Origin of the sequence: Melissospora conviva (assembly GCF_049523535.1) — a bacterium.
GTDB lineage: Bacteria > Actinomycetota > Actinomycetes > Mycobacteriales > Micromonosporaceae > Melissospora > Melissospora conviva.
Window position 1 is genome coordinate 776,460 of sequence record NZ_JBLLDT010000001.1, and the last position, 16,546, is coordinate 793,005.

13 protein-coding genes are annotated in these 16,546 nt (G+C 70.0%); 2 read left to right on the top strand and 11 right to left on the bottom strand.

The genetic code is table 11. The features are described from left to right. Positions 1-388: 388 nt before the first annotated feature. The 9 genes from ACK8GG_RS03885 to ACK8GG_RS03925 all read right to left on the bottom strand — a co-directional run bounded on the left by ACK8GG_RS03885 (position 389) and on the right by ACK8GG_RS03925 (position 12,497). On the bottom strand, positions 389-2,434 hold the full coding sequence (locus ACK8GG_RS03885) for an ABC transporter ATP-binding protein (RefSeq protein ID WP_440354062.1): 2,046 nt from the start codon (positions 2,432-2,434) through the stop codon (positions 389-391). After that, on the bottom strand, positions 2,431-4,164 hold the full coding sequence (locus ACK8GG_RS03890) for an ABC transporter ATP-binding protein (protein WP_440354061.1): 1,734 nt from the start codon (positions 4,162-4,164) through the stop codon (positions 2,431-2,433). Before ACK8GG_RS03890 ends, ACK8GG_RS03885 begins: the two co-directional genes overlap by 4 nt. Positions 4,165-4,360: 196 nt before the next feature. Next, positions 4,361-5,800 (bottom strand): GuaB1 family IMP dehydrogenase-related protein, encoded by a 1,440-nt coding sequence (locus ACK8GG_RS03895; protein ID WP_440348199.1) that lies wholly within the window; start codon positions 5,798-5,800, stop codon positions 4,361-4,363. Between the two features lie 99 nt (positions 5,801-5,899). Beyond that, a complete protein-coding gene (locus tag ACK8GG_RS03900) occupies positions 5,900-7,654 on the bottom strand; it encodes an acetyl/propionyl/methylcrotonyl-CoA carboxylase subunit alpha (protein WP_440348198.1) in 1,755 nt (584 codons plus the stop codon). A 206-nt stretch (positions 7,655-7,860) separates the two neighbouring features. Beyond that, positions 7,861-8,514, bottom strand: coding sequence for an O-methyltransferase (locus tag ACK8GG_RS03905; RefSeq protein WP_440348197.1), 654 nt, complete (start codon positions 8,512-8,514; stop codon positions 7,861-7,863). Positions 8,515-8,578: 64 nt separating this feature from the next. Then, entirely contained in the window at positions 8,579-9,208 is a 630-nt protein-coding gene (locus ACK8GG_RS03910; RefSeq protein ID WP_440355541.1) for a Maf family protein, read from the bottom strand. Between the two features lie 84 nt (positions 9,209-9,292). Next, positions 9,293-10,402 carry a type VII secretion-associated serine protease mycosin gene (gene mycP, locus ACK8GG_RS03915; RefSeq protein WP_440355542.1) on the bottom strand — a complete coding sequence of 370 codons (1,110 nt, stop codon included), beginning with the start codon at positions 10,400-10,402 and terminating at the stop codon, positions 9,293-9,295. Between the two features lie 1,318 nt (positions 10,403-11,720). Beyond that, positions 11,721-12,179, bottom strand: a complete 459-nt coding sequence (locus tag ACK8GG_RS03920) for a hypothetical protein (protein ID WP_440355543.1) — start codon at positions 12,177-12,179, stop codon at positions 11,721-11,723. Between the two features lie 111 nt (positions 12,180-12,290). Further along, a complete protein-coding gene (locus ACK8GG_RS03925; RefSeq protein WP_440355544.1) occupies positions 12,291-12,497 on the bottom strand; it encodes an acyl-CoA carboxylase subunit epsilon in 207 nt (68 codons plus the stop codon). Positions 12,498-12,588: 91 nt separating this feature from the next. On the opposite strand from ACK8GG_RS03925, the gene ACK8GG_RS03930 reads away from it, so the two are divergent. After that, positions 12,589-14,532: a serine/threonine-protein kinase gene (locus ACK8GG_RS03930; protein WP_440355545.1), complete on the top strand. Its 1,944-nt coding sequence runs from the start codon at positions 12,589-12,591 to the stop codon at positions 14,530-14,532. 98 nt (positions 14,533-14,630) lie between these two features. Here the strand turns inward: ACK8GG_RS03930 and ACK8GG_RS03935 are convergent, their stop codons facing one another. Together ACK8GG_RS03935 and ACK8GG_RS03940 are read right to left on the bottom strand one after the other, a co-directional pair. Continuing rightward, positions 14,631-14,759, bottom strand: a complete 129-nt coding sequence (locus tag ACK8GG_RS03935; RefSeq protein ID WP_440348191.1) for a hypothetical protein — start codon at positions 14,757-14,759, stop codon at positions 14,631-14,633. A gap of 9 nt (positions 14,760-14,768) precedes the next feature. Beyond that, positions 14,769-15,521 (bottom strand): lysozyme, encoded by a 753-nt coding sequence (locus ACK8GG_RS03940; protein WP_440355546.1) that lies wholly within the window; start codon positions 15,519-15,521, stop codon positions 14,769-14,771. Positions 15,522-15,704: 183 nt separating this feature from the next. Here ACK8GG_RS03940 and ACK8GG_RS03945 point away from each other — a divergent pair, with 183 nt between their 5' ends. After that, positions 15,705-16,439 (top strand): M50 family metallopeptidase, encoded by a 735-nt coding sequence (locus ACK8GG_RS03945; protein WP_440355547.1) that lies wholly within the window; start codon positions 15,705-15,707, stop codon positions 16,437-16,439. The last annotated feature ends 107 nt before the right edge of the window (positions 16,440-16,546 follow it).

Below are 16,546 nucleotides of genomic sequence, written 5' to 3' on the forward strand. Positions count from 1 at the left end.
TCGGGGTCCTGTGGTGACCTTTCGCCAGCGCAGTGACATCCACGCAGAGACGACGGTACTACGCATCGCGGAATAGCGTTGCCCAGTTTCTCTCGTGCCGATGTCGGCGTGCGCATCCGGGCGCCGCGGCGTGACCCAACCCACAGCGGGCGCCGATGGGGACGAAATCCCTGTTCGGGGCGTACGGCCGCGGACACGCCAACCCTGCGACGGGTGCGAAGGGAGTGCCGGGGCCGTTTCGGACGTACGGTTTCATCGACGCGTGCGGTGGTCCGGAACGCCGGCGCGTCCGCGGCCCGCCGGCAGGTCCCGTGCCGGCGGGCCGCCCCACAAACGAGCGGTGTCAGGCCTGTGCGCGAGCGGTGTCAGTGCCTGTGCGCGAGCGGTGTCAGCCTGCCGCGCCGGCCCTGGCCGGCGGCGCCCCAACCGGCTCCTCCTCCTCGGCCACCGCGGCGGCGAACTGCGACTGGTAGAGCCGGCGGTACGCCCCCTGCGCGGCGAGCAGTTCCTCGTGCGTGCCCTGTTCGATGATCCGGCCGTTCTCCATCACCAGGATCAGGTCGGCGTCGCGGATGGTGGAGAGCCGGTGGGCGATGACAAAGCTCGTCCGGTCGGTACGCAGCGCGGCCATCGCCCGCTGCAGCAGCAGTTCGGTACGGGTGTCCACCGAGCTGGTCGCCTCGTCCAGGATCAGCAGCGACGGGTCGGCGAGGAAGGCGCGGGCGATGGTGATCAGCTGCTTCTCGCCGGCGCTGACGTTGCTCCCCTCCTCGTCGATCACCGTGTCGTAGCCGTCGGGGAGGGTGCGCACGAACCGGTCGACGAAGGTCGCCTCCGCGGCGGCGTGGATCTGCTCCTCGGTGGCGTCCGGGTTGCCGTAGGCGATGTTGTCGCGGATGGTGCCGCCGAAGAGCCAGGTGTCCTGCAGGACCATACCGATCTCGCCGCGCAGCTCGTCGCGGCGCATGGTCGCGATGTCCACCCCGTCGAGGGTGATCCGGCCGCCGTCCAGCTCGTAGAAGCGCATGATCAGGTTGACCAGCGTGGTCTTGCCGGCGCCGGTCGGGCCGACGATCGCCACCGTGTGCCCGGGCTCGGCGACCAGGGAGAGGTCGTCGATCAGTGGCTTGTCCGGCTCGTACCGGAAGGAGACGTTCTCGAACTCGACGCGGCCGTGCGGGTCGGTCACCCGGGCCGGCGGCTCGGGGTCGGGGCGCTGTTCGTCGGCGTCGAGGACCTCGAAGACCCGCTCGGCGGAGGCGATGCCGGACTGCAGCAGGTTCGCCATCGAGGCGACCTGGGTCAGCGGCTGGGTGAACTGGCGCGAGTACTGGATGAAGGCCTGCACGTCGCCGAGGCTCATCGTGCCGGAGGCGACCCGCAGGCCGCCGACCACGGCGATCAGCACGTAGCTGAGGTTCCCGATGAACATCATCGCGGGCATGATGATTCCGGAGATGAACTGGGCGGCGAAGCTCGCCTTGAACAGTTCGTCGTTCTTGGCCTGGAAGGTCGCCTCGACCTCCGGCTGCCGGCCGAAGACCTTCACCAGGCCGTGCCCGGTGAACGCCTCCTCGATCTGGCCGTTGAGCGCGCCGGTGTGCTTCCACTGGGCGACGAACTGCTTCTGCGAGTGCTTGGCGATCTGCTTGGTGACCAGCACCGAGGCCGGCACCGCGACCAGCGCGATCAGCGCCAGCAGCGGCGAGACGTAGAACATCATCACCAGTACGCCGACCACCGTCAGCAGCGAGGTGAGCAGCTGGCTCAGCGTCTGCTGCAGCGTCTGGGAGATGTTGTCGATGTCGTTGGTGACCCGGCTGAGCAGTTCGCCGCGGGGCTGCTTGTCGAAGTAGGGCAGCGGCAGGCGGTTGAGCTTCGCCTCGATCTCGGCGCGCAGTCGCCGTACGGTGCGCTGCACCACGCCGTTGAGGATGTAGCCCTGGGCGTAGGCGAGCACACTCGCCGCCACGTAGAGCACGAGCGCCAGCAGCAGCACCTGGCCGAGCCGGCCGAAGTCGATGCCGACGCCGGGCGTCACCGCCATCCCGGCGATCATGTCGGCGAAGGTGTCGTTGCCGGCGGCCCGGGCGGCCTCGACGGCCTGCTCCAGGCTGGTGCCGGCCGGCAGTTGCTTGCCGATCACACCCGAGAAGATCACGTCGGTGGCGCGGCCCAGGATCAGCGGTCCGAGCACGCTGAACACGACACTGACCACGGCCAGGACCACGACGGCCGCCAGTCGCAGCCGGTCCGGGCGCAGCCGGGCGAGCAGCCGCCGGGTCGACGGCCAGAAGTTCATCGACTTCTCCACCGGCATGCCCATGGCCGCGCCGGGGCCGTGCCCGACGGGGCCGGGACGGCGCGGTGCGGCGGGCCCGTCCTTGGCCGGTTCACCGGCGGCCGACGGTCGGTCGCGTACGTCGCTGCTCATGCGGTGACCCCTGTGGTGAGCTGGGAGGCGACGATCTCGGCGTACGTCGGGCAGCTCTCCAGCAGCTCGTCGTGGCGGCCCCGGCCGACGATCCGGCCGTCGTCGAGGACGAGGATCTCGTCGGCGTCCAGGATGGTGGAGACCCGCTGCGCCACGATGATCACCGCTGCGTCGGCGGTGACCGGCCGCAGCGCCGCGCGCAGCCGCGCGTCGGTGCCGAGGTCCAGGGCGGAGAAGGAGTCGTCGAAGAGGTAGATCTCGGGCTTGCGGACCAGGGCCCGGGCGATCGCCAGGCGCTGGCGCTGCCCGCCGGAGACGTTCGTGCCGCCCTGCGCGATCGTGGCCTCCAGCCCGCCCGGCATCGCCTCGACGAACTCCCGGCCCTGGGCGATCTCCAGCGCCGTCCAGAGCTCCTCGTCGGTGGCGTCGGGGTTGCCGTAGCGCAGGTTGCTCGCGATCGTGCCGGTGAAGAGGTACGGCCGCTGCGGCACCAGGCCGATGCGGCGCCAGAGCAGCTCGGGGTCGATTTCGCGGACGTCCACGCCGTCGACCAGGACGCTGCCGCCGGTGGCGTCGAAGAGGCGGGGGATCAGCGAGATCAGGGTGGTCTTGCCCGAGCCGGTGGCGCCGATCACCGCGGTGGTCCGGCCGGGGCGGGCCTGGAAGGAGATGCCGGTGAGTACGGGCGCGGCGGCGCCCGGGTACTGGAACCGGACGTCGCGCAGCTCCACCTCGCCGTGCGCGGTGACCTCGGTTACGGGGTTGGCCGGCGGCACCACGGAGGAGTCGGTCCGCAGCACCTCGGTGATCCGTTCGGCGCAGACCGCCGCGCGCGGGATCATCATCAGCATGAAGCTGGCCATCATCACGGCCATCAGGATCTGCATCAGGTAGGTCAGGAACGCCGTCAGCGAACCGACCTGCATCTGGCCGGCGTCGATGCGCTGCGCGCCGAACCAGAGCACCGCGACGCTGGAGACGTTGAGCACCAGCATCACGATCGGGAAGATCAGCGCCATCAGCCGGCCGGTCCGCAGGGCGGTGTCGGTCAGCTCGTCGTTGGCGACACCGAACCGCCGGGTCTCGAAGGGCTCGCGGACGAAGGCACGGACCACCCGGATGCCGGTGATCTGCTCGCGCAGCACCCGGTTGACCGCGTCGATGCGGGTCTGCATGAGCCGGAACTGCGGCACCATCCGGCGGGTGAGCGCGCCGACGGCGAGCCCGAGCACGGGGACGCTGACCAGCATCAACCAGGAGAGGCCGACGTCCTCGCGCAGTGCCATCACCACGCCGCCGACCATCATGATCGGCGCGGTCACCAGCATGGTGCAGGTCATCATGACCAGCATCTGCACCTGCTGGACGTCATTGGTGTTGCGCGTGATCAGCGACGGCGCGCCGTACTGGTTGACCTCGCGGGCGGAGAAGCTCATCACCCGGCCGAAGACCGCAGCCCGTACGTCCCGGCCGAAGCTCATCGCCGTGCGCGCGGCGAGGTAGACCGCGCCGATGGAGCAGGTGATCTGCAGGGCGCTGACCAGCAGCATCCAGCCGCCGGTACGCATGATGTAGCCGGTGTCACCGCGGGCGATGCCCAGGTCGATGATGTCGGCGTTGAGGCGGGGCAGATAGAGCGAGGCCATGGTGCCGATCAGTTGCAGCACCACCACCCCGGCGAGCGGCCGGGCGTACGGCCGCAGGAACTCGCGCGTCAGCCGGATCAGCACGGGCTCTCCTGCGGTCCGGGTGTGGCTGCGCCGCCGGCCGCGCAGCCGGCGGTGATCGTTGCTCGCTTCAATGCCCACGTCCTCGTTCGGGTCCGGACGGGCGGGTCCGCGCGCCGCGGCCGACCGTCGGGGGAAACGGTAGTCCGCGGGCTCTCAGGAGCCAAAGTGAATTGCCGGCGCGGCGCCCGGCTCGGCATCACCAACTCGTCGGCAGGGGCATCCCCTCGGTGTAGCCGGCGTGGCTCTGCACCCCGATCAGCGCCCGCTCGTGGAACTCGGCGAGGTTGGTCGCCCCCGCGTACGTGCAGGCGCTGCGTACTCCGGCGACGATCTCGTCAATCAGGTCTTCCACACCGGGCCGGGCCGGGTCCAGGAACATCCGGGCGGTGGAGATCCCCTCGTCGAAGATGCCCTTGCGGGCCCGGTCGAAGGCGGACTCGTCGCCGGTGCGCGCGCTGACCGCCCGCGCCGAGGCCATCCCGAAGCTCTCCTTGTAGCGGCGGCCGTCCGGGTCGGTGTAGAGGTCGCCGGGGGACTCGTAGGTGCCCGCGAACCAGGAGCCGATCATCACGTTGGAGGCGCCGGCCGCCAGCGCCAGGGCCACGTCACGGGGATGCCGTACGCCGCCGTCGGCCCAGACGTGCCGGCCGAGCGCCCGCGCCGCCGCCGAACAGTCCAGCACCGCCGAGAACTGCGGCCGCCCCACCCCGGTCATCATCCGGGTCGTGCACATCGCACCCGGCCCGACGCCGACCTTGACGATGTCCGCGCCGGCCTCGACCAGATCCCGTACGCCCTCGGGGGTGACGACGTTGCCGGCGGCGACCGGCACCGGCGGGTCCAGCGCCCGCACCGCCCGCACCGCGGAGAGCATCTTCTCCTGGTGGCCGTGGGCGGTGTCCACCACCAGCACGTCCACCCCGGCCTCGATCAGGGCCCGGGCCTTGCCGGTGACGTCGCCGTTGATGCCGATGGCGGCGGCGATGCGCAACCGCCCGTGATCGTCGAGGGCCGGCTGATAGAGGGTGGCGCGCAGGGCGCCCTTGCGGGTCAGCACCCCGACCAGGCGCCCGGCGTCGTCCACCACCGGCGCCAGCCGCCGCCGCCCGGCGGAGAGCAGATCAAAGCCGGTACGCGGGTCCGCCGACTCCGGCACGGTGTGCAGCTCGGTGGACATCACGTGCCGTACCTGGGTGAAGCGGTCCTGTCCTTCGGTGTCGGCCTCGGCGACGACGCCGAGCGGCCGCATCTCGTCGTCGACGACGACCGCCGCGCCGTGTGAGCGTTTCGGCAGCAGGTGGATGGCGTCGCCGACGGTGTCGGTGGGGCGCAGGGTGATCGCGGTGTCGTGGACCAGGTGCCGCTGTTTGACCCAGCTGATCACCTCGGCGACCACGTCGATCGGGATGTCCTGCGGGATCACCGTGATCGCGCCGCGGCGGGCGGTGGTCTCGGCCATCCGCCGGCCGGCGACCGCGGTCATGTTGGAGATCACCAGCGGGATGTGGGTGCCGGTGCCGTCGCTGGTGGAGAGGTCCACGTCGAGCCGGGAGACGACGGCCGAGCGGGACGGGGCGAGGAAGACGTCGTTGTAGGTCAGGTCCTGGTGTCCGACATAGTCGTTGAGAAACCGCACCGGGACATCATTCCCGGTGCGGTTCCCGAACGACCACTTATGCGCGAACTCGCCAGGAGACCGCCGTTGTCAGGAGCGCCGTTGTCAGGAGCGCTGCTGTCAGGAGATCGTGCAGATCGCCGAGCCGGCGGTGATGACCGCGCCGACCTCGGCGGTGAATCCGCTGATCACGCCGCTCTTGTGGGCGTTGAGCGGCTGCTCCATCTTCATCGCCTCGAGGACGACGATGAGGTCGCCCTCTTCGACGGTGTCACCCTCGGCGACTGCGATCTTGACGATGGTGCCCTGCATCGGGGAGGTCAGCGAGTCGCCGTTGGCGCCGCCGCCGGCCTTGGATCCCCCGGCCCGGCGGGCGGGCTTGCGGGCGGCGGTCGCCGCGGCGGTGCCGCCGCCGACGTGCAGCCCGGCCGGGAAACGGACCTCGAGGCGCTTCCCGCCGACCTCGACCACCACGGTCTCCCGCTCGCCGGCTTCGGCGGCGTCGCCGAGGGCGGGCTGGAACGGCTCGCAGGTGTTGTCGAACTCGGTCTCGATCCAGCGGGTGTGCACCGTGAACGGCTCGCTGGTGAAGGCGGCGTCGCGGACCACCTGCCGGTGGAAGGGGAGCGCGGTGGCCATGCCTTCGACGACCATCTCGTCGAGGGCGCGCCGGGCCCGCTCCAACGCTTCGGTACGGGTCTCGCCGGTGATGATGACCTTGGCGAGCAGCGAGTCGAAGTTGCCGCCGATGACGTCGCCGGCGGAGAAGCCGGTGTCGACCCGTACGCCGGGGCCGGCGGGCAGCCGCATCGCGGTGATGGCGCCCGGGGCGGGCAGGAAGTTGCGGCCCGGGTCCTCGCCGTTGATCCGGAACTCGATCGAGTGGCCGCGCGGCGTCGGGTCCTCGGTGAAGCGCAGCTTCTCTCCGGCAGCGATGCGGAACTGCTCGCGGACCAGGTCGATGCCGGCGGTCTCCTCGGTGACGGGGTGCTCCACTTGGAGACGCGTGTTGACCTCGAGGAAGGAGATGGTGCCGTCGACGCCGACGAGGTACTCGACGGTGCCGGCGCCGTGGTAGCCGGCTTCGCGGCAGATCGCCTTGGCGCTGTTGTGGATCTCGGCCCGCTGTTCGGGGGTGAGGAACGGCGCGGGGGCTTCCTCGACGAGCTTCTGGTGCCGGCGCTGCAGTGAGCAGTCGCGGGTGCCGACGACGATGACGTTGCCGTGCGTGTCGGCGAGGACCTGCGCTTCGACGTGCCGCGGCTTGTCCAGGTAGCGCTCGACGAAACACTCACCGCGGCCGAAGGCGGCGACCGCCTCGCGGGTGGCCGACTCGAACAGGTCGGGGATCTCTTCGAGGGTGCGGGCGACCTTCAGGCCGCGACCGCCACCACCGAAGGCGGCTTTGATGGCGACCGGCAGGCCGTATTCCTTGGCGAAGGCGAGCACTTCGGCCGGGCCGGCGACGGGGTCGGGAGTGCCGGGCACCAGGGGCGCGCCGGCGCGCTGGGCGATGTGCCGCGCGGTGACCTTGTCACCGAGGTCGCGGATGGCCTGCGGCGTGGGGCCGACCCAGGTCAGCCCGGCGTCGAGGACGGCCTGGGCGAAGTCGGCGTTCTCGGAGAGGAAGCCGTAGCCGGGGTGCACGGCGTCGGCGCCGGAGCGCTTCGCCACGTCGAGGAGCTTCTCGATGCGCAGGTAGGTGTCCGCCGCCGAGTCGCCCTCCAGCGCGTACGCCTCGTCGGCGAGCGTGACGTGCATGGCGTCGCGGTCGGAGTCCGCGTATACGGCCACGCTGCCGAGGCCGGCGTCGCGGCAGGCCCTGATGACCCGGACCGCGATTTCGCCCCGGTTGGCGATGAGTACCTTGCGCACCTTGTCGACTCCTCCCCGGAGGTTACTGCGGGGAGTGTATCGGTCGGCCTGGGTAGCTTCGCTGCCTCCGGGTGTGGGATGCGGCACTCGGCACCCGTACGTGGGTGGGGGTGGTTCCGGTCCGCCGCCGGGCTGCCGACGGCGGACCGGCGTGCGCTCGGCCTGGTGTGTCGGCGTGCTGTCGGCGGCGGACCGGAACGTGTGGATCAGCGGCGGCGGGCGAGGGTGACGCCGTCGGCGAGCGGCAGCATCACCACGTCGACGCGGTCGTCGGCGAGCACCTGCGTGTTGAAGGCGGCGATGGCGCGGTCGGCGTCGCTGCGCGGGTCGAGCACGGCGCCGTTGCGCAGCACGTTGTCGACGGCGATGACTCCGCCGGGGCGCATCCGCGGCACGAGTTCCGCCCAGTACGCCGGGTAGCCGACCTTGTCGGCGTCGATGAACGCCAGGTCGAGGTACGGCTCGTCGGGCAGACCGGGCAGCGTTTCCCGGGCCGGGCCGATCCGCAGTTCGATGCGGTTGTCGAGGCCGGCGCGGGTCCAGTACCGACGGGCAACGTCGGTGTATTCGGTGGAGACGTCGAAGCAGGTCAGCTTGCCGTCGTCGGGCAGGGCGGTGGCGATGGCGAGCGAGGAGAGCCCGGTGAAGGTGCCGATTTCGACGGCGTTGCGGGCGCCGAGCATCCGGGTCAGGAAGGTGAGGAAGGTCGCCTGCTCCGGCGCTACCTGCATGTCGGCGTCGGCGGGCAGGAGCCGGCGGGTTTCCTCGGCAAGCTCGCGCATCAGGTCGCTGATGGGGGCGCTGTGCGCCACGACGTAGTTGTGCAGTTCGTCGCTCAACCCGAGCGTCTTGAGACTCATGCCGCGACGCTAGTCGACGGGACTGACGCGTGTCGTTCCCGCCGACCTGGCCGTCGTGGGGCGGTCAGCTGGGGCGGGCCGCCCAGAGTTCGGTGATGGAGATGTCGAGTTCGGCGAGCATCTGGCGCAGCAGCGGCAGGGAGAGTCCGACGACGGTGCCGGGGTCGCCTTCGATGCGTTCGACGAAGGGGCCGCCGAGACCGTCGATGGTGAACGCGCCGGCGACGGCGAGGGGTTCGCCGGTGGCGACGTATGCGGCGATTTCGGCGTCGCTGATGTCGGCGAAGTGCACGACGGTGGAGGCGACGGCGTCGACGCGACGTTCGCCGCTGCCGTCGATGAGGCTGTGGCCGCTGTGCAGGACACCGCTGCGGCCCCGCATGCGTTCCCACCGCTGTACGGCGTCGGCCGCGTCGGCGGGTTTGCCGAGGATTTCGCCGTCGAAGGCGAGCACCGAGTCACAGCCGAGTACGAGCGTGTCGGTGCTGGGGTCGGGGAGCCGGTCCACGACCGCGCGGGCCTTGAGCCGGGCGAGTGCCACGCAGAGTTCTTCGGGACTGTCGCTGGTCACGGTGGATTCGTCGACTCCGCTGACGAGCACTTCCGGTTCGATGCCGGCGGCCCGCAGGCTCTTGAGCCGGGCGGGGCTCGCGGAAGCGAGGACGAGGCGCACGTTGTTCTTCTTCTTTCGCACGGTTTGTCACCGTACCCGCTGCGCCTGTTGGCGCATTCGGGCCGTCGCTTCAATGCATTCGGGTCGTCGTTGAGCCCGGGTTTGTCAGTAGGTGCGGCGGCGGGATCGGTGCCAGGCGGTGCCGAGGATGGTGGCGGCGATGGCGGTGAGGATGCCGCAGCCGATGGTGCCCCAGGGGAGTCCGGCGCCGTCGCGGTCGATGGCTTGGGCGGTGGGGGTCGAGGTGATCTTGGTGGGGTTGATGGTGGGGGTGGGTTGGGGTAGGGGTGGGACGTCGGCGGTGAGGGCGGCGACGAGGTTGACGATGCCGTGGCCGTATTCGGGGTCGTGTCCGGGTGGGCCTTTGTCGGTGGCGGTTGAGGTGAGGCGGTGGATGACTTCTTCGGCGGTCAGATCGGGGTAGCGGCTGCGGATGAGTGCGGCAGCTCCGGAGACGATCGCGGCAGAGTTCGATGTGCCGTCGCCGGTCTCGTAGTCATTGCCCTTGCTGGTCGTCCAGATGTCGTCGGAGGGAGCCGCGATGGCTACTTCTTGACCCGAGACGGAGATTTTCGCGTGCCGGCCCCTGCGATCGACTCCGGAAACGGCAACCACCCCCGGATATGCGGCAGGGTAGTCAACGTAGTCCGGCCCGGGTGAGTTCCCTGCCGCAGCTACGACCACGATGTCTTTGGCGATGGCATCCTCGATAGCCAGACGTAAGCGAGGCGCAGAGGATCCTCCACTAGAGATGTTTATTATGCGGGCTCCATTGGCAATAGCCCACTCAACGCCGATACCTATATCGGTTGATCGGCCATCGTCTGCTGGCGGGGAGGCGAAGACAGGTAGGACTTTGGCTTTGGGCGCGATGCCGAGTGCGCCACCGTTACGGCCGTTGGCGGCGATGATGCCCGCCATCGCGGTTCCGTGACCACTCTGATCGCGCTGCCCCCTACCGTCGCCGCCATGAACAATGTCGACGCCTCGCAACAGGTTGCCGCGCAGGTCCGGATGAGGTGATACCCCGCTGTCGATGACGGCGACGATGACATCCTCACCCTCGCTATGCTGATGAGCTTCGGCGACGTCGAGAGAATGCAGATGCCATTGGCGATCCCGTATTCCTTCGGCAGCCGCTGCCTCGGCGGGTGCGACCGCAGCGGCCGCGACCATCAACGCTGCCACGAGAGCACGCATGATTAGCGGACTCACCGCAGATGCCCGATCGCAGGACCAGGGTCGAATCGGCCGGTCGACGCGGGAGGGAGTAGGACCGGTTCAACCCCCTGGTTGGTCTCCCAGGGATGATCAGGGTTCCAGAGTCTTTGCTCCTCATCGCTTTGCCCGCGTGCGCCTCCACCACCCCGAGGTGCTAGATGCCCGGCGGGTGGCCCAATCAGGTTCTGCCCACGGGTCGAACTGCGGCCGACCGGCGCGGTGCCAGTTCCACCGGCACCGCCGATCACGCCACCGACTGGATTGATCCGATTCGTACGTTCCGGCGGGATAGCTGCCCCGGCAACAGCAGTCCCACCGATTACCCCGCCAGTTGCGATTACCCGGTTTCCGGGCAGCCCACCAGTTGCAGGGCGGCTCGACACGGACCGTCCCGAGGTTAAACCGGCGCCTCCGGAGCGGGGCGGTGGAGGTTGCCCATTCCCAGCTCTGTCGAGAGGGGGAATCACTGGTGGCACCGTTCCTCCGCTAACCGGGCCGGGGGCGGTAGGCGGACCCGCGACCGGCGGGTTCGTGGGGTTTATTGGCGGAATAGGAGCGGTCGGGCCGGCGCTCCCCAGCACCGGCCCGCTTCCTGATGGGTAGGTCATGGACGGAGTGGTGCTAGATGAGGGGACGATTGCGGAGCCTGCTGCGGCCGATGCGAAAGCTCCAGTAAGCGGCAGCTCGTCGGGGGGCCTGTTGGAGTCTGAGCTTCCTGGGGCCTTTGTTCGCTTCTGTGGCTCATATGCGGGCGGGCTTTGTAATTGATCTTGCGCTTGTTGTAGCTCACTGCTAAGGCCGTACATGACCAGGCGGGCGCGGCCGCGAAGCTGCTGCAACTCCTGGTCTGAGACTGGCGGTGCGCTGTTGACGATCTCCCCGCCGCCCATTGCCTTTCGTTCCTGCATCAGTCGGTCGTAGTCGAGGCGGATCTGTGCCTTTGCGGTGTAGTCGTCGTAGATCTGCTGGAGGTCCCGGCGGCTCTGTGTGACCGCCGAGGTGGCGGCGGCGAAGGTGGTGTAATTCGTCGAGGCGGTGTCATGCGTCTGACGGATGGTGGCGATCAGAAAGTCCAGCCGGTCGAGATACTCCCGAGCTGCGGCGCTGCCCGTCGGGGACCAGGTCGCCGCCAACTCCCGCCGGTAGGCCTGAAGCCGATGCAGGTGAAGCTGGGAGAGCTCGGCTGTCTTGCGCCAGCCGCTGACCACCCGCTGGTGTGCCTCGGTTTCGTGGTCGGCGATCATCGCCCAGATCTGCGGGACGTCGAGGGAGAGCCAGTCGGTGCCGCGGGTCACGGGTGTGCCGGGGTCGATCATGCCAAGTCCTCGTGCTGAGAAGTTGGAGGCGGCGTCGGTGTCGATGCTGGGGACGGCAGGGCTGACCGGCTGAGTACCGCGTTCTCGTCCAAGTGCTTATTTACGACGTGGAATTGGGCCGCCGCGAAGGCATCCGTGTTTTGGTAGGACTCGGCGACCTGGCGGGCTGCCGTGGCGAAGCCTTGTGTTGCCCGCTGAATCGCATCCATCAACAAGGTGGTGTCCTCCTTCGCCGCGTGGTGCGACGCGAGGAAGCCGGTTAGTTCGCCGAAGCCGGGATGCCCCGGTGGCAGGGCCACCGCCATGTCATCTTTGATCTTCTGCAGGTGCGGGAGGTAGTTCTGCATCAGCTCGTCTTCGAGCGCGGCGGCGAACTCGTCCAGTCGGCTGAAGTCGACGCGCAGGTCGCCGTACCCCCGCAGCCAGGCCGGCGCCCGATCCTCCTCAGGGATCACTGATCCTCCCCCGCTCAGTCACCCTCCGTGTCCTGAGCGAGGTTAATCGATGTGTGCCAGCGGTGGCAGCCCCGCCTGGCGGCCTGTGGAAAACCCTTGGAAAACCCTGGGTCAGCGCGGGAGACCGGAGAGGCGCCAGGCGTTGCGGCCGGCGAGCAGCAGAGGAGTCGGGCGGGCGCTGCGGGACCACGCGGAGACCGGTGCCGGCGGTGCGGTTTCCGGCCGGGACCGCGAGAAGACTGCTCCCACCAGCGCGGCGAGTTCCTCGGCGGTGGGGGTGCCCCGGACGACCCGGAACAGCGGCTCTTCGGCAGACATGGGCCGAGGATACGCGGTTGTTTCTCCCGCTGGATGGTCGGTGGCGTGCCGGGGGTGTGGGCGGGAATCCCATTGGGTACCGTTCCAGGCAATGTCGAACGCGCTGCCCCAACTCGTTGCTGACCGATATCGGCTACTTTCGCCGCTCGGTCAGGGCGGCATGGGCCGGGTCTGGAAAGCCCGCGACGAGGTGCTTCACCGCGACGTCGCGATCAAGGAACTGGTGCCGCCGCCGGGCCTGACCGATGACGAACGCCGGGAGATGCGGGAGCGCTCGCTGCGTGAGGCCCGTGCCATCGCCCGGCTCAACCACGCCAACGTCGTACGCGTCTTCGATGTGCTCCGCACGGACGCCGACCCGTGGATCGTGATGGAGTACGTCCCGTCCCGCTCCCTTCAGGACATCCTCGCCCAGGACGGTCCCGTCTCCGTGACGCGGGCCGCCGAGATCGGACTCGGGGTGCTGGGGGCGCTGAGCGCCGCGCACAAGGCCGGCGTGATGCACCGGGATGTCAAGCCGGGCAACGTGCTGATCGGTGATGACGGCCGGGTGGTGCTGACCGATTTTGGTCTCGCCACGGTCCCCGGTGACCCGAACGTGACGCGCACCGGTCTGGTGCTCGGCTCGCCCGCGTACATCGCGCCGGAGCGGGCCCGGGACGGCAGCGCCGGCCCTGAGGCGGACCTCTGGTCGCTCGGCGCCACCATCTACGCGGCGGTCGAAGGGCAGTCGCCGTACGCGCGGCCGTCGGCGATCGGCACGCTGACCGCGCTCGCGACCGAGCCGCCGCCGCCGCTGAAGAACGGTGGCCCGCTCAAACCGGTCATCAGCGGGCTGCTGCAGAAGAACCCGGCAGAGCGGATGAAGGCCGACGCCGCCGAGCGGGTCCTGCGCAAGGTCGTGGGGCGCAAGGCGCGCACCGGGATTTCGCTGCTCGACATGCGCCGCCAGAGCAGCGACGCCCCGCGCCCACCCCGGGTGGCAGCGGTGCCGGCTCCGCGCGCGGCGCAGGAACAGCCGCGGCCCGCCCCACCGGCGACCGAGGGCGCCGCGGCGACGGCGAAGGTCGACGCTCCCGCAACGGCGAAGATCGACGCCCCGAGCGCAACCCCTGCTGCGGCGAACACCGACGCGCCGGGCGCCACCGCTGACGCGACGAGGACCGGGGCGCAGGGCGCGACCGCCGACCCGGCGAGGACCGACGGCTCCCGGGCCGACGCGGGAGCCTTCGCTGCACCGGCTGCCGGAGCGACCCGGCGGATGGACCGGCAGGACTCTCCGACGCGAGTCGGACCGCCGATGCCACCGGGCGCCGGACGAGCCGCCGTCGTGCCGCAGGAGCCGGACCGGGCGGCGAAGAACCGCAAACTGGCGCTGATCGGAGCGGTCGCCGCCGTGGTGCTGCTGCTCGCGATCGGTCTGCCGTTGTTCCTGGACCGTGGCAACGGTGGCGGCGGCGGCGTGCCCAGCGCGGACGGCTCCGGCGACGCCTCGGCGCCGCCGCCGAGCGAACCGGCGCCCACCTCGGCCGCGCCAAGCGAATCGGCCGCCCCCTCGCCGACGCCCAGCGACACCGATGACGATGACGACCTGCCGCAGGGCTGGGAGCTGCACGAGGACCGCACCGGCTTCAAGGTCCCCGTGCCTATAGGTTGGAAGGGGAGCCGGCTCCCCGACGGCTCTGTCGTCTTCCGGGACCCGGACGGCAAGCGTCTGCTGCTGATCGGGCAGACCAACCAGCCCAAGGGCGACCCGGTCGCCGACTGGAAGCGCCAGGAGCCCTACCGGCGCAACTTCGTCCAGGGCTACGAACTCCACGGCCGGATCCGCGCGGTCGACTACCGCGACTGGCCCGCCGCCGACTGGGAGTGGCTGGAGACCCAGAACGGCACCCGGATGCACGTACGCAACCGGGCCTTCGTCACCGACGAGGACGACCAGGCGTACGCGATCCGCTGGGAGGTTCCGGCCGACCGCTGGGACGCCGAGCTGAAGAACTTCCAGATCATCGCCGACGGCTTCGAACCGGCGTAACTCCTCCCATCACCCGGCAGGTGGTCGTCCCGGCGTAGCGAAACGGCCGCGGCACCGTGCGGTGCCGCGGCCGGATCACTGCCCGGGATCGGAGGGCGTCAGCGCCGTACGATCGCCTGGTTGTAGGTGCGGCCCTTGCCGTCGGGCCTGTGGTTCTTCTCGACGTTGCCCGCCGTGTCCACCGAGAACCAGTGGACGGTGGCCCCGCCGCCAGGGTCAGGGTCCAACTGCGGTGCTCAGGGCGTGTTGTTCGCCAGGGCGATGAGGCGGGCGCGGGTGCCGTTCCAGTAGTTGCGGTCGACGTCGCCGCTGATGCCGGAGACCCGGCCGGTGGCGCTGTACTGCCAGAAGCTCCAGACACCCCAGCCGGCTGGCAGGGTGCCGACGGTGCTCGCCCAGCGCGCCACCCACATCGGATGGTTGGCGGCGAAGCCGGTGTAGTTGCCGGTGCAGGTGTTCCAGAAGTTCGTGGTGGTGTAGATGACCGCGTAGCGGCCGGTACGGGCCCGGTAGGTGTTGAGGAAGTCGGCGATCCAGTTGCGCATCTGCGTGGTGCTCAGCCCGTAGCACTGGGCACCACTGGGGTTGTTCTCGATGTCGAGCGCGGCCGGGAGCGTACGGCTGTCGGCCGACCAGGCGCCGCCATTGCTCGCCAGGAAGTTGGCCTGCACCGCGCCGGAGGAGGCCGCCGGGCGGGCGAAGTGGTACGCCCCGCGGATCACCCCGGCGTTGTAGGCGGCCACGTAGTTGGTGTTGAAGCGCGGGTCCTTGTAGCTGGTGCCCTCGGTTGCCTTGATGAAGGCGAACTCGATGCCCGAGTTGCGGACGCTGGTCCAGTTGATGACGCCCTGGTAGTGCGAGATGTCGATGCCGTTGACGGTGGCGGCCTGGGCGGGGGCGGCGGTCGCCACCAGCGTCGCGGCGCTGACGACGAGGGCGGCGCCGGCGGCGAGCAGCCGGCGCAGGGCGGGGGACGTGCCGATACTCATGAGCTCTCCCTGGGGGATAGGTGAGAGTGGATGCGGGTACGCCCAACTGTGGAGAAAAAGTGCAGTCCTGGCAATGGACGTAAAGAAAGTTTCAGTCAGGCGATACCGGCTGTTAAGCCGGACCCCGGCGCGGGCCGCTCTCGCCTGGCCAACGCCCGTCATCGCTGACTAGGCTCCCGGACTGTGCCGACCGCCGTGATCGACCTCTGGAACGAACTCTTCGGCGCCCAGCCCGATCCGCCGCCACTGCTGGTGCTCATCACCGGACTGGTCGCGCTGCTGGTGGTCTCGACCGGGCTGCCATGGCGGATCGCCCGCAACGCCGTCACCATCGCCCACGAGGGCGGCCACGCACTGGTCGCGCTCCTGAGTGGCCGCAAACTGCGGGGTATCCGGCTGCATTCGGACACCTCCGGGCTGACTCTCTCGGCCGGCCGCCCCACCGGGCCGGGCATGATCCTGACGCTGCTGGCCGGCTATCTCGCCCCCGCGCTGCTCGGGCTCGGCGGGGCCTGGCTGCTCGCCGGCAACCGGATCACCCTGCTGCTCTGGATCACCGTCGCGCTGCTGCTGGCGATGCTGGTGAACATCCGCAACCTCTTCGGAGTGCTCTCCCTGCTCGTCACCGGCGGTGTCGTCCTCGCCGTGAGCTGGTACGCCGACGCCGACGTGCAGGCCGCGTTCGCGTACACGGGGGTGTGGTTCCTGCTGCTGGGCAGCGTGCGGCCGGTGATCGAGCTGCAGCGGATGCGCAGCCGCGGCCGGCTGCCGGGATCCGACGCCGACCAGCTGGCGCGCCTCACCCGGCTGCCCGGCCTGTTCTGGGTGGGTTTCTTCGTCGTGGTCAACCTGCTGGTGCTGCTGACCGGCGCCGGTCTGCTCGCCGGGGCGTACCTCGACAAACTGCCGCTGCCCTGACCAGCGTTGGCCAGAGCTGCCGACGACGGGCCGGAGCAGCAAACGCGGGCCGTTGCCTCGCGACGGTCGGCCCGGAAACGACGTACGGGCCGGTCAGCGGTGACCGG